Source organism: Streptomyces sp. SID3343 (genome assembly GCF_009865215.1).
In the GTDB taxonomy this organism is placed as follows: domain Bacteria; phylum Actinomycetota; class Actinomycetes; order Streptomycetales; family Streptomycetaceae; genus Embleya.
On sequence record NZ_WWJX01000736.1, the window covers coordinates 1 to 13,459 of the forward strand.

The following is a 13,459-nucleotide window of genomic DNA, read 5'->3' on the forward strand; positions in this document are numbered from 1 at the left end:
AGGTAGTCCTCGAAGTTTTCGACGGCCGGGTCGATCGCGGCGAAAACGAGTCCGGCGAACTCCGCGACCTTGACCGGTGTCAAGCCGTACTCGGATTTGTCGAGGCCCTCACCATAGGCCCGCGGGAACGGTACTCCGGTGAGGTCGCCTTTGTCGCTGAATGTCCAGGCGTGATACATGCACTTCACCGAGCCCGGGCACGTGCCCTTGGCGCCGAGGAGTACTTCGACTCCGCGGTGGGTGCATGCGTTGTGGAAACCGCGAATGACTCCATCGGTGCCGCGCCACACCGCGACCGGTTCTCCGGCGATCCTGGCCGTCCGGTAGCTGCCCGCCTCGGGGAGCTCGGATTCATGGCAAATGAGCTGCCAGGTACGCCGGAAGATCTTGACCCGTTCCTCCTCGTAGAGGGCGGGATCGGTGTAATTCCTTCGGGGCACCAGCATGGGCGAGGTGCGCGTGTGCTCGTCCGGGGACGGCGTCGGACGTTGTGCCTGCGCGGTCATCGGTTTGTCTCCCTTCGAGACGGTCGCATCGGGCTGTCACACATGTCCGAACCTCGCCGGGGCGTCCGCGAGCGATTCTGCGGTTGAAGTCATATGTGCTCACTTCGAGATCTCGCTCGGCGCAGACGGTGCTCTTTCCTTGCGCCGAGAAATCCGGGATGGATTCGATCGTTTTGTGGACCGCGCCCGGCGCCCGGATTTCGGGTGCGGACGGATCTCGTCGGCTCAGGCGCCGAGGCGGTTGTGGTTTCCGCACCGAAATCACCGGGAACCGGGTGGCTTTAGTGTCGGGGAATTGCCCGCCGCGTGGCAGAGCCGGTCGTTACGTGGTCCAGGTAACGCGTACTGGCAGTACGTGTTCGGCTGTCTCGGGCGTACAGTTTCGGACCATGCCACCTGAAGACAGTGACCTGGGGGGTTTCCTCCGCTCCCGCCGTGCACGTGTGAACCCCGCACGCTTCAGCGGTGCGACCGGCATCGGGCGGCGAGTACCCGGCCTCCGACGGGAAGAGGTGGCCGCGCTCGCCGGCATCAGCGTCGAGTACTACGCCCGCCTCGAACGCGGTCGGAAGGTGCGTGTCTCCGAGGCCGTACTGGGCGCCATCGCACGTGCCCTCGACCTCGACGAGCTCGAGGCCACGCACCTCCACGACCTCGCGCACTCCGTGGACAGGACTCCGACGGCCGCCGGGGCACAGGATCACCCCGGCGATGCCGTACGACCGGAGCTACACGCGATCACCGCTGCGCTCAGTCCCCTGCCGGCGTGGATCACCAACTACCGCATGGACTTTCTTGCCGGGAACCGCGAAGCCCGCGCGATCTACGCGCCCCTGTTCACCAACCCCGAAGACAAGGGCAACCAGGCGCGCTTCATCTTCCTCGACCCGGTCAGCCGAGCCTTCGAGTGCCGGTGGGAGCGTGTCGCCGACGAAACAGTGGGAGCGCTGCGGTGGTACTCCACCCGTCATCCCGACGATCGCGAACTCTCCGAGCTCATCCTCGATCTCAACTCGCGCAGCAGGGAGTTCAGGTCCCGCTGGGACGATCACGACATCGTCCACCATCGCTCGGGCGACGTGCATGTGAACCATCCGGTCGTCGGTGACCTCAAGCTCCCCTACGAACGCCTCGACGTCACCCACGACCCGGGTTTGAGCCTGTTCATTCATGTGGTGGAACCTGGTTCGCCCCTCGCGCACAGGCTCGCCGCCTTGGTGGCCGATGGCTTCTCGGCGTCCCCGCGCGGGTAGGTGGGGGACGCGCACGACGCGGTCCAGCGCGGAGGTGTTCCGGCCGCCCAGGATGGCTCTCGGACGCCGACCGTCGTTCGTGACGGCGTCGAAGCCGCGCCACGGGGTCCGGGCTTGGGGCAACCGTCCGGGCCGCCCACCGGTGCCGGAGCGTGATGGGACAGGGCCGGAAGGTCCTGCCCTTCCGGCCCTGTCCCGTACGTGATGTCAGCTCGCCTGCACGAGCCCCAGTGCGACATCCACGATCATGTCTTCCTGGCCGCCGACGAGACCTCGCCTGCCGACCTCGACGAGGATCGTGCGGACGTCGATGCCATAGCGTTCGGCCGCCGCCTCGGCATGGCGGAGGAAGGAACCGTAGACCCCGGCGTAGCCCAGGGTGAGGGTCTCACGGTCCACCCGGACCGGACGGTCCTGCAAGGGGCGTACCAGGTCCTCGGCCGCGTCCTGCAGCGCGAAGAGATCGCAGCCGTGCTTCCAGCCGTTGAGGTCGGCGACCGCGACGAACGGTTCGATGGGACAGTTGCCCGCGCCCGCGCCCTGGCCGGCCAGGGACGCGTCCACGCGAGTCACGCCCTCCTCCACCGCGGCCATGGAGTTGGCGACGGCGAGGGAGAGGTTTTCGTGGGCGTGGATGCCGATCTCGGTGGCGGGGTCGAGTACGTCGCGGTAGGCCCGTATCCGCTCGCGGACGCCGTCCGGCATCAGCCGGCCGCCCGAGTCCGTGACGTAGACGCAGTGGGCGCCGTAGGACTCCATGAGCTTGGCCTGCCGCGCCAGCGTCTTCGCGTCGGCCATGTGGCTCATCATCAGGAAGCCGGAGACGTCCATGCCCAACTCGCGTGCTGTGGCTATGTGTTGGGCCGAGACGTCGGCTTCGGTGCAGTGCGTGGCCACCCGCACCGAGCGCACGCCGAGCGTGTACGCCTGCTTGAGTTCCTTGATGGTGCCGATGCCGGGGAGAAGGAGGGTGGTGAGGCGGGCGCGGTCGATGTGCTCGGCCGCCGCCTCGATCCACTCCCAGTCCGTGTGGCTGCCGGGGCCGTAGTTGAGGGAGCCGCCGGCGAGCCCGTCTCCGTGGGACACCTCGATCCCGTCGACGCCGGCCGCGTCGAGGGCGGCCACGATCCGGCCGACCTGTTCGGGCTCGATCCGGTGCCGGATGGCGTGCATACCGTCGCGCAGGGTGACGTCCTGGAGGAACAGCTCGGCCACGGTCATGCGTCGGCTCCCTGGGGTGCGGTGGCGCGGGCGGCCATGGCCTCGGCCATCCGCAGAGCCGCGCTGGTCATGATGTCGAGGTTTCCGGCGTACGCCGGAAGATAATGGGCGGCCCCCTCGACCTCGAGGAAGACGGACACCTGGTGGGTGACCGGGGCCGTGGTGAGGGTGTGCACGGGCAGGTCGGCGGGGACCGGCATGATCTGCACCCGCTGTTTGAGGCGGTAGCCCGGCACATACGCCGACACCTCCTCGACCCGCCGCAGCACGGCCGCGCGGATCGCGTCGTGCTCGGTCTCGTCAGGCGTGTTCACCAGCGCGAACACGGTGTCCCGCATGATCAACGGCGGCTCCGCCGGGTTGAGGACGATGACGGCCTTGCCCCGGTCGGCGCCGCCGACCGTCTCGATGGCGACGCTGGTCGTCTCGGTGAACTCGTCGATGTTCGCGCGAGTGCCCGGACCGGCGCTCTTCGACGCGATCGAGGCGATGATCTCCGCGTACGGGACGGGCGTGGTCGAGGAGATCGCCGCGATGATCGGGATGGTGGCCTGGCCGCCGCACGTGACCATGTTGACGTTGACGGCGGCGACATGGTCGTCGAGGTTGACCGCCGGGATCACCATCGGGCCGATGGCGGCGGGGGTCAGGTCGATGAGCTGCTTGCCGTACGGGGCGAGCGTCGCGGCGTTGGCGACATGCGCCTTCGCGGACGTCGCGTCGAAGACGACCCTGATGTCCGCGAAGCCCTCCATCGCGATGAGGCCCTGGACCCCTTCCGCCGTCACGGGGACCCCGAGCCGCGCAGCGCGGGCGAGCCCGTCGGACGCGGGGTCGATACCGACCATCGCACCCATCTCGAGGGTGTCCGACAGGCGTAGCACCTTGATCATCAGGTCGGTGCCGATGTTGCCCGAGCCGATGACGGCAACCTTGGTCTTCATGCGGGGCTTCCTTCGTCGGAGGATGCGTCTTCGTTGGAGGATGTGTCTTCGTCGGAGAATGCGTCCTCGCCGGAGGATGCGTCTTCGTTGGCGGAGGCGTGGAAGCGAACGGAGACGGAGCCGAGTTCGGGGATGTCGGCGGTGAACTCGTCTCCGGCCGCGGCGGGCACCATCGGGCCGAGGGCGCCGGACAGTACGATCTGGCCCGCGCGCAGCGGGTCGCCGACGGCGAGCGCCGTCCGAGCCAGCCAGGCGAGGGCGGTCAGCGGGTTGCCCAGGCAGGCCGCGCCGGTGCCGCCGGACACGGTCTCGCCGTGCAGCTTCATGGTCATGACGGCCTCGACCGGTTCGAACTCGGCAAGCGGTTTGGCCGACGTACCGAGGACGTAGCGGGCGGAGGATCCGTTGTCGGCGACGGTGTCACCGAAGGTGATGTCCCAGTCGCGGATCCGGCTGTCCACGATTTCCAGCGCCGGGACCGCGTGCGCCACGGCGGCTCGCACCTGGGCGTCGTCGAGGGGGCCCGTGGCGAGGTCCGCGCCCAGGACGAACGCGATCTCTGCCTCGATCCTGGGCTGGAGCAGCTCCGCGACCGGCACGGACCCCCCGTCCGGAACGCTCATGTCGGCGAACAGCACTCCGAAGTCCGGTTGATCCACGCCCAGTTGTCGCTGAACAGCGGGGGACGTGAGACCGATTTTGCGGCCGGTGACGCGGCCGCCCGCTTCGAGGCGGCGTGCGGTGAGCAGTTTCTGCACGGCGTAGGCGGCCTCTACGTCGTCGCTGCCGATCAGGTCGCGCACCGGGGAGCAGGGCACGCGGTCGGTGGCGGCGCGCAGCAGTCGTTGTGCCGCCTGCGCCACGGCTTCGCCTCGGGGGGAAATCTTGTTCATACCCTCAGCTTCGGCACAGCGGGTCCCCAGGCCCAGGAAGGAGTTCCGCCTTACGGAACTCCTCCCGTTCGTGGTGGCTCGGGCTCAGTGGTTGCGCGGCTTCGCGCGGCGGCCGAGCGTCGCGGAGATCCCCGCCGCGGCCGCGCGCACGCTGCTCGCGTAGCGGGCGGGCCGTAACCGGTGCACCCGTCCGGTCACGCTCACGGCCGCCACGATCTCGTCCGTCGGTCCGAAGATCCCGGCGGCTACGCAGACGATGCCGACCGCCGATTCCTCGTATTCGAAGGCGATCCCCGATGCGGCGATGTCGGACAGTTGCCGCGTCAGGATGTCGACGTGGGTGATGGTCCGGGGGGCCTTGCGTTCCAGGGGGCCGCGTAGAGCGGCCTCGCGCACGTCGGCCGGGGCGTGGGCGAGCAGCACCTTGCCGAGTGCCGTCGCGTGGAGCGGCATGCGTCCGCCCAGTCTGGACGGGGAGTCGGCCTGCTGGTGGCCGCCGATCTTGGCGACGTACACGACCTCCGTACCTTCGCGCGTGCCCAGATGTACGAGTTCGTGAGTGCGGACGTAGAGGTCCTCTATGAAGGGCGTGGCCACTTCGAGCAGTCGGCGCTCGACGGAGGCGCGCATCCCCAACTCGAAGACGAGGCCGGACAGGCGGTAGCGCCCCTGCACGCGGTCGAGCAGACGGGCGGCCACCAGATCGCGGAGAACCCGGTGCAGGGTGCTCTTCGCGAAGTCCGTACGCCGCTGCAACTCGGCGAAGCCCAGCGTGGTGTCCTCGACGGTGAAGGCCTGCAGCACGGCGAGGGCCTTCACCAGGACGCCGCTCGGCGCGTCGTCGCTCAAGGGTTCTTCCTTCCCGGGGTGCCCGGGTGGTCTCCGGCGCACGTCGTTACGGCCGCTTCGTCAGGTGGGAACCCGTGTGACGTCCTGAGCGACGTTCAGACTGTACGGGACGGCGTAACCCGCGCGGCCCCGGCGTGACGGTGGGCCGTCACTGCCCACCGGACCGCGCGAACGAACAGGTGGGGGCGGACACGGTGACGCGCCGAGCAGCGAATCCGCCGCGCCCACCGTGAGGGACGCGAGGGAGCGAAGCCCCCCGATATCCCCGGAAGGTGTGGGCGCGCGCGTGGGCGAGGTTGTCGTCCGTCGTGTCGCTCCGAATCCGTCGCCGCGTCCGTGCCGCGCGGGCGGCTCACTTCCGGTGCGTGGTGGCGAGGGTCGCGGTGAGGCTGTCGGTGAGGGCGGTGCCGTCGTGCTCTGCGCTTGCCCAGGCGATGTGGCCGTCGGGGCGGACCAGGACGGCGCGGACGTCGGTGAACTCGGCCGGTGGCTGGTACGGGGTGGCGGTGTGGACGTGCAGTCCTCGGCGTGCGTATCCGGCGAGGCGGCTGCTGCCGGTGAGGTCCAGCAGGAGGTGACGGTCGACGCGCAGCAGCGCGAACAGGCCGGTGTCGCCGAGGGTGAGGTCCGGGGCGCGGGTGCCGGTCAGCGGGTGGTCGCCGGGGGTGGTGGGCGGGTAGGTGACGGCGAGGGAGCTGACCTGGGCGGCCAAGTGGTCGTTGAGGTCGGGCAGGGCGGTAATCAGCCGGGCGAGCAGGCCGCGCAGGTCGAGTCCTTCGGGGGTGAAGGCGGTCATCAGGGCAACCTGGGCGCGGCTGGTGGCGGTGAGGTCCGCGCCGATGGGGTGGCGTTCGGCGTGGTAGGTGTCCAACAGGCCTGCGGGCGCCCAGCCGTTGAGGGTGGCGGCGAGCTTCCAGGCGAGGTTGGCGGCATCCTGGATGCCGACGTTCATGCCGACGCCGCCGGCGGGGAAGTGCTGGTGGGCGGCGTCTCCGGCGAGGAAGACGCGACCCTTGCGGTATCGGTCGGCGAGGCGGGTGGCGTTGCCGTAGCGGGAGAGCCAGGCCGGGTCGCGTAGGCCGAAGTCGGTGCCGGCCATGGCGGCCACGTTCTCTCGCAGTTCGTCCAGGGTGAGGTCGCCGGGCCAGGTGGTGGTGAGGTCGCGGGGGGTGATGCCGACCACGCGGTGCATGCCGCCGGGCATGGGAACGGCCATGAGGGCGCCCGCAGGGCCGAAGTAGTTGTAGCCGGGGACCGGCGGGTTGTCCAGGACCACGTCGCCGAGCCAGCCGAACACGGTGGAGGGGGTGCCGGGGTAGTCGATGCCGGCCGCGGTGCGCACGGTGCTGCGGGCTCCGTCGCAGCCGACCAGGTAGGCCGCCCGGAGGGTGGAGGGCCCGTGCGGTCCGGCGGTGTGCACGGCGATGTGGTCGGGGTGCTCGATGAAGCCGGTGACCTGGTGCCCGCGCAGGATGTGCGCGCCCAGGTCGAGGGCCTGGCCCTCCAGCAGTGCCTCGGTGCGCTCCTGGGGCAGGGCGAGGGTGTGCGGGAAGGGGCTGGGCAGGCGGCGGAAGTCCAGGCGGGAGTCGAGGGCACCGAAGTGGCCTCCGGGCAGCGGTATGCCCTCGCTCACGAAGGGCTGGTGTGCGCCGCGGGAGGCGAAGGTCTCGATGGTGCGGGGGTGCACGGTCAGGGCGCGGGAGCGGGAGTCGCGTTCGGAGCGGGGCTCGATCACGGCGACGGTGATGCCTGCGCGGCACAGTTCGCCGGCGAGCCACAGGCCCACGGGTCCGGCACCTGCGACGACAACCTGACAGTTCATGGTCTTTCTCCTTCTCGACACCGACTCTTGGTCGGTGACCAACGCTTGGAATGGAGTAAACTAGGTCAGTGACCAAGAAGCAAGCCGGAGAAGACCTCGCGGGCCGACTCACCCGCGCCGCCGTGATCGATGCCGCCCTCCGGGTGCTGGACGAGCGCGGCCTGGACGGGCTTTCCACCCGGGCGGTCGCCGACCGCCTCGGGGTGCGGATGAACACCGTGCTGTGGCACGTGAAGACCAAGGCGAGAATGCTGGAGCTGATGGCCGACGCCGTCCTCGCGGGTATCCGCTACGACGACCTGCCCGACGCCCCTGCGGCACGCGCCCGCGAGCTGGTCGGCCGCTACCGGCAGGCGTTGCTCGCCCGTCGCGACGGCGCCGCCCTGGTCACCGGCACCTATCCGGCCGAACCGAACACGCTGCGCTTCGCCGACCGCCTCGTCGACGCGTTCCTGGAAGCCGGTGCCGACGAGCGGCAGGCGGCGTGGACGGCCTGGACGGTCAACTACTTCACCCTCGGCCTGACCCAGGAGGAGCAAGCCGAGGGCGAGGAGGACGACGCGAGGCTCGCCCAGGCCGTCGAATGCGGCGAACACCCGGCGCTACGGCGCGTCCTACCCCATCTCCGACAGAACTTCGACGAGCGCTTCGCCTTCGGCCTGGAGGCGGTTCTGTCCCGCCTTCCCGTCGTGGACGGCGGTCGGGCGGATCGTCCATGAGGCCGAGGCTTCCTCTACACCCCCTCTCCCGGTCCACGAAGACCCGTGGTTCCCGTGCCGACGATGGGTGGCCTCTCACCGAGCGAGTCCTCGTCGCCTCGGCCTTCGCGGCAGACGGCCCCGCCCAACCCACCGTGCGCGTTCCGCCGCGCACCTCGCCGTCCGGGACGGTTTGATCGTCCGGCACCACGGGGCCCAAGACGACTTCGGCAGTCTCGATGCATCGCGGTCGCTACGGAGTGCGGTCGGAGCAGCAAGTTCGGTGCAGCGAGTTCGGTGCAGCGGGGGGCCGCACGAATGTCCGGGCCCCGGGCGGGCGGAGTGGCTTCGCGATTCAGGTCGATCTGATCGACTCGGACGACTTCATGTGCGGCGGCGCCAACGACAACGGGCCCTACGGCACGGTGTGGTGGGTCGACGAGGATTCCCCCGGCACGCACACCGCCACCCTCGCCCGGCCGGACACGGAGAGCAAGGTCGAGGTCGTCTACACGGTCGGCGACTGACCCGACCAACGGGCCGGGGACCGGTCGGCGTCGCTCCACGACGCCGGCCGGCGCCGACGCATGTCCCGGACGGGATCGGCGAGTTCCCGCATGTCCCGGTAGGACGAATGCGCCGATCGTGTGGTCCCGGCATGTGGCTCTTGCGGTACGACCGCCGGGTTGGCGACCGTGGTTTCGGCGGCGCTCGCGGTCCTCATCCGCGCTTTTGCGGTTGCCGTTCCGTGCGGCCTGGGGGAACACCGCCGGTGCCGCCACCCGTTCGCGTTCTCCCGGCACGGGTCGGGGAAGGGCGCGCCCCACCATGCTCGGGGAGAGTTCCATGCGTCAAACCGGCAGACTCCGCAGATCCCTTGCCCTGATGGTCGCCTTCGTGGCGTCCGTCGCGGTCGGCTCTTTGTCCGGCGTCGCCCACGCCGAGGACAAGTTCGCGCACCGTCCCATCGTCTTCGTGCACGGATACGGTTCCGGGCCCGGCGTGTGGGACGGCATGAAGCAGGACGTCGAGAAGTACGGGTACTCGTCCGACGAGTTGTTCTCGTTCGGATATGGCGACTACACGCCCGGAGATACCTCGATCGTCACCCTGGGCGAGCAACTCGCCGGCTACGTCAAGGACAAGGGTCTCGTTGCCAAGTCCCCGGACGGGAAGATCGACATCATCGCCCACTCCATGGGCGGGCTGGTCGCTCGTGCCTACCTCAGGCTCGACTCCGGCCACCGTGTCACCACGGCGCATCTGGTCACCTACGGCACGCCCAACCACGGCACCGTGACGGCCACCGTCGCCTGCGCGACCGGCATCAAGTGCGATGGCCAGGTGAAGCAGATGGTGCCCGGGTCCGACTTCTATCAATGGCTGGGGAGCGTGGGCGATATCCCCGGCCCGACGAACTACGTCACGTTCCGGTCGAACATCGGCGACGAGCCGATCGTCGTGGCCGCCGGTACCGGTCTCTGCGACGGCGTGGTCTTCGGCGCCGACAAGAACGGCGACCCCTCCGGGGCCTACGCGGGTGAAACGAGCATTCTCCGCGGTGCGGAGAACTTCGTCACCCGGTGCATGGAGCACGGCGATTTCTACCACGACGACTGGACCAAAAAACGCACCCTGGACATGATCGCCGACAACGACGGCGCGCACACTCCCAAGGCGGTACAGGTCGGTTGCGGCAGCCTCGACAGCTTCTGGGGCCGCGAGAGGTGGGTCAACGCGTACGGCCAGGCATGCGTGACGACGACCCGCGCGAGCGGGCAGAGCGGTGCCCGTGACGTGCAGACCAACCTCTCCATCCGGGGCTGCGGCTATTACTACTACGTGGCCGCCATCTGGGAGTACGCCGGTACCGACAAGAATTACAACTGCGAGTCGAAGAACGTCAAGGGCATCCTGTGGCGCGCGGGTGAGTGGGGCCAGACGACCTACGACGGTGCCGGTGTGGCCACCCGCACCATGGAGTTGTACACCCCCATGACCAAGGCCCAGCCCGGACAGACGGTGTCCGGTGACTGGACGTATGACGTCCACGCCTACAACAACGCACCGTGGGACGTGAAGCAGGCCAAGTCGTCCACCCCCGGCATCACCGTCGGCCGGTAGGACTCCGTCGGGGCGGGACGGGTTTCGCGAATCCGGGGGGCGGTGGTGGGAAATGGTCTGTGGCAGGTGTTGCAGGTCCCGTCCGGCAGTTCGGAAGGTCCCGGATCGCGCCGACGACTCGCGAACCCCGTCGCCGGGTCACCTCGACCAAGGCGCCCCGGCCGCTGCCCGGTCCCGCCCAAGGGGACATGACCGGGATCGCCGCAGCGGGGCACGTCCGCCACGACCCCGCCGACCCCACCCGCAGGCCCCGCAACTGCCTCATGTCCACACCCACGACATGCTCGCGACGGACACTCGACAAGACGGAGCGAAGTCCTACTCGTAACTGTCGTAGCTGGGCTTGCCGTTCGGCCTGTAGATGCCCAGGACGGTGCCGCCCTTCGTCGTCGAGACGCTGACCGGCTCCAGCGCGGTGGGGATCGCTCCGTCGGCGAACAGCCGCTTTCCGCTGCCGATGATCACCGGGTGGATGGTCAGCCGGTACTCGTCGACGAGGTCGTGCCGCATGAGGGTCTGGGCGAGGTCGCCGCTGCCGACGACGTTGATGTTGCCGCCCTCGGCTGCCCTCAGCGTGCGCACGGCATCGACGACGTCGCCCTCCAGCAGCGTGGCGTTGCGCCACTCGACGGACGTCAGGGTCCGAGACGCCACGTACTTGTGCGAGCTGTTCATCCGCTCGGTGAACGGGTTGTCGGGATCGGCGGTCGGCCAGTACGACGCGAAGATCTCGTACGTCTTGCGGCCGAGCAGCATCGCATCGGAGTCCTGGTACCAACCGGCGATACCCGAGCCGACCTCGTCGTCGGACACCGACTTCTGCCAGCCGCCGTGCCCGAAGCCGCTCTCCGCATCCTCGTCCGGACCGCCCGGCGCCTGCATGACCCCGTCGAGCGTCAGGAACGTACAAACGATGATCTTGCGCATGGCGTGCTCCCTTTGTCGTCCTGTCGTCGATGGGTAGACCGCACCACCGCCGAAAACTCATCGACGAACCTCCATGGCAAAAGCACCAGGGATCGGGTCAACCGACGAAGACACCCTCGATGCGCTGCTCGGACATCGACGCCCGAGGTCTTCGTCGGTCTGTCGGGTCGTGTGGGTCGGCCACCCCGGCCGGCGCTGCCGCTGGGGTGGACCTGCGTCACCAAGGTCGCGAAAGGACCTTCCGCAGCAGCATCGACTCCACATATCGTCTCGACATATCGACTCGATGCATCGACTGGCGCGCCAACTCGTATGAAGGGGAAGGACGATGCAACACGGCACCCGCGACGACCTCCTCGGCCGACTGGCCACGGAGATCGGATCCGTCACGACCGCGCATCCGCTCAGGGTCGCCATCGACGGGCCGCCGGGCGCGGGCAAGACCACGCTGGCCGACGAACTCGCCGCCGTCCTCCGCGCGCAGGGCCGCAAAGTCGTCCGCGCGACGATCGACGACTTCCTGTTCCCCCGGGCACAGCGATATCGGCGTGGCCAGTACTCGGCCGAAGGTTGCTACTTCGACGCCCACGACCGCGACGCGATGCGCCGGGTGCTGCTCGACCCGCTGGGCCCGGATGGGGACCGAAGGTTCCGGACGGCGATCTACCAACGGGAAACCGACACCACGGTGTCCCTGCCGGTCGCCACGGCTCCCGCGGATGCCGTGTTGCTCTTCGACGGTGTGTTCCTCCATCGCCCGGAGCTGCTCGACCGATGGGATCTGAGCATCTTCGTCGCGGTCGAGTTCGATCGGACACTGGAACGCGCCCAGGCCCGAGGCACCGCCGGCACAACCGAGATCGAGCGGTCCTGGCGTGACCGCTACATCCCCTCCCAACAGCTCTACTTCGCTCAGGCCCGCCCGATTCACCACGCCGACATCATCGTGAACAACGACGAGCTCCAGCGGCCCGCCTGGGAAGTCAGGCCGCACCGATCCACGCACAAGCAATGACGCGGATCAGCTGCCGGCCTCGAACCGCGTGCACCCCATCACACCCGGCCGCCGAAATCGCAGCACAGGGCGGCAGTGAACGTCGCAAGCAGGTCGGCGCCCGATCGGCCGAAAGCCGTAGCGACAAGAAGCCCGCGATCTCCGACCTGCGCGAAAGCGGCTCGCTGCAGGAGGACATCGGGCAGTCGTGCGCTTTCACACGCCTGGCGTGGGAGAGGCTCGCCGAGTTGGGGTCGGTTTAACGGTCGCCCTTGGTGGCGAGGGCGCCCACGATCAGGTCGGTCAGTGCGGTGACTGCATCGTCGGCGGCGATCCGCTCTCGGTTCAGCTCGGCGGCGATCGCTTCGGCCGCGCCCAGCAGGCCGACGCAGCGCAGACGAAGGGCCTCGGGCGTAAGGCCGGAGTAGGGCCGCAGTGCGGCGGCCATCAGGTCCGTATAGCTGTCGAGTATCTCGTGCCGGATCGCCTCCATGTCCGGATTTCCCTTCACCGCGGCGGAAACAGCGGCGAACTCGGGCATGTCGGTGGCGCAGGCGAAGTAGGCCGTGCCGACGACGCGGGCGACCTCGTCAGCGGTGGGCGCGGCAGCCTCCAACGCCTGCGCGATCACGGCTCGGTGGCGGTCGTCGAGTCGTCGATAGAGCGCGAGCAGGAGGCCGGGGCGAGTGCCGAAGTGGCCGTACGTGATCGGCCTGCTCACCCCGGCCACCTCCGCGAGGGTGACCAGAGTCAGGCCGTCGGCGCCCTGGGTGCGCACGATCGCCGTGGCGACGTCGAGCAGTTGCTCCCGTCTGGCCTGCCTGGACAGGCGGGTCGGTGTGGTGGCCATTGCCCTCCCTTGCCTCGCACCACAGATTAGGCTACAAAATGTAAGTTACAAAATGTAGGTTGGTGCACGGATACGAGAGGAACCCACAGTGGAGCAGTCGAAATCGGTACTGATCTTGGGTGGTTCGGGCCAAGCAGGCGGGGATGCCGCAGCCCTCCTGCGCCGATGGCACCCGGCGCTGCCGCTGACGATCGCGGGCCGTGACATCGACCGCGCGCAGCGGACGGCCGACGGACTCGGCGCCGCGACGGCCGTGACCATCGACCTGCGGCGCAGCGATCTCGGTCTCCCGGCCCATCACCGCTACTCGGCCGTGGTCGCCGCGCTGTGGGATGACCACCTGAACGGGCTCCACTACGCGCAACACCGCGGGTTGCC

General features: G+C 69.0%; 13 protein-coding genes and 1 pseudogene. 6 read left to right on the forward strand and 8 right to left on the reverse strand.

What is annotated here, in order from left to right:
- Positions 1–506 (reverse strand): Rieske (2Fe-2S) protein (locus tag GT354_RS22595; protein WP_161358197.1); only part of this gene is annotated, 506 nt, incomplete at its 3' end.
- Between the two features lie 389 nt (positions 507–895).
- On the opposite strand from GT354_RS22595, the gene GT354_RS22600 reads away from it, so the two are divergent.
- On the forward strand, positions 896–1,759 hold the full coding sequence (locus GT354_RS22600; protein ID WP_237535347.1) for a helix-turn-helix transcriptional regulator: 864 nt from the start codon (positions 896–898) through the stop codon (positions 1,757–1,759).
- Positions 1,760–1,966: 207 nt separating this feature from the next.
- Here GT354_RS22600 and dmpG read toward each other — a convergent pair whose 3' ends face one another.
- The 5 genes from dmpG to GT354_RS22625 form a co-directional block, all read right to left on the reverse strand.
- Entirely contained in the window at positions 1,967–2,980 is a 1,014-nt protein-coding gene (gene dmpG, locus GT354_RS22605; RefSeq protein ID WP_161358199.1) for a 4-hydroxy-2-oxovalerate aldolase, read from the reverse strand.
- A complete protein-coding gene (locus GT354_RS22610; RefSeq protein ID WP_161358200.1) occupies positions 2,977–3,924 on the reverse strand; it encodes an acetaldehyde dehydrogenase (acetylating) in 948 nt (315 codons plus the stop codon). The genes dmpG and GT354_RS22610 overlap by 4 nt, the downstream gene beginning before the upstream one ends.
- Positions 3,921–4,817: a fumarylacetoacetate hydrolase family protein gene (locus GT354_RS22615; protein ID WP_161358201.1), complete on the reverse strand. Its 897-nt coding sequence runs from the start codon at positions 4,815–4,817 to the stop codon at positions 3,921–3,923. The genes GT354_RS22610 and GT354_RS22615 overlap by 4 nt, the downstream gene beginning before the upstream one ends.
- Positions 4,818–4,901: 84 nt before the next feature.
- The gene (locus GT354_RS22620; RefSeq protein WP_161358202.1) at positions 4,902–5,666 is read right to left on the reverse strand and encodes an IclR family transcriptional regulator; all 765 of its coding nucleotides are present in this window, start codon (positions 5,664–5,666) and stop codon (positions 4,902–4,904) included.
- Positions 5,667–6,018: 352 nt separating this feature from the next.
- On the reverse strand, positions 6,019–7,488 hold the full coding sequence (locus GT354_RS22625; RefSeq protein ID WP_161358203.1) for an FAD-dependent monooxygenase: 1,470 nt from the start codon (positions 7,486–7,488) through the stop codon (positions 6,019–6,021).
- A gap of 68 nt (positions 7,489–7,556) precedes the next feature.
- Between GT354_RS22625 and GT354_RS22630 the strand changes: the two genes are divergently transcribed.
- The 3 genes from GT354_RS22630 (at position 7,557) to GT354_RS22640 (ending at position 10,310) form a co-directional block, all read left to right on the forward strand.
- Positions 7,557–8,207, forward strand: coding sequence for a TetR/AcrR family transcriptional regulator C-terminal domain-containing protein (locus GT354_RS22630; protein ID WP_161358204.1), 651 nt, complete (start codon positions 7,557–7,559; stop codon positions 8,205–8,207).
- Positions 8,208–8,572: 365 nt separating this feature from the next.
- Entirely contained in the window at positions 8,573–8,713 is a 141-nt protein-coding gene (locus tag GT354_RS22635; protein WP_161358205.1) for a hypothetical protein, read from the forward strand.
- 358 nt (positions 8,714–9,071) lie between these two features.
- A complete protein-coding gene (locus tag GT354_RS22640; protein WP_161358206.1) occupies positions 9,072–10,310 on the forward strand; it encodes an alpha/beta fold hydrolase in 1,239 nt (412 codons plus the stop codon).
- Positions 10,311–10,628: 318 nt separating this feature from the next.
- Here GT354_RS22640 and GT354_RS22645 read toward each other — a convergent pair whose 3' ends face one another.
- Positions 10,629–11,237 carry a dihydrofolate reductase family protein gene (locus tag GT354_RS22645; RefSeq protein ID WP_161358207.1) on the reverse strand — a complete coding sequence of 203 codons (609 nt, stop codon included), beginning with the start codon at positions 11,235–11,237 and terminating at the stop codon, positions 10,629–10,631.
- 328 nt (positions 11,238–11,565) lie between these two features.
- Between GT354_RS22645 and GT354_RS22650 the strand changes: the two genes are divergently transcribed.
- Positions 11,566–12,252: a cytidylate kinase family protein gene (locus GT354_RS22650; protein ID WP_161358208.1), complete on the forward strand. Its 687-nt coding sequence runs from the start codon at positions 11,566–11,568 to the stop codon at positions 12,250–12,252.
- Positions 12,253–12,490: 238 nt separating this feature from the next.
- Here GT354_RS22650 and GT354_RS22660 read toward each other — a convergent pair whose 3' ends face one another.
- Entirely contained in the window at positions 12,491–13,081 is a 591-nt protein-coding gene (locus GT354_RS22660) for a TetR/AcrR family transcriptional regulator (RefSeq protein WP_161358210.1), read from the reverse strand.
- An 88-nt stretch (positions 13,082–13,169) separates the two neighbouring features.
- On the opposite strand from GT354_RS22660, the pseudogene GT354_RS22665 reads away from it, so the two are divergent.
- Positions 13,170–13,459: pseudogene (locus GT354_RS22665) on the forward strand (saccharopine dehydrogenase); the annotation flags it as partial.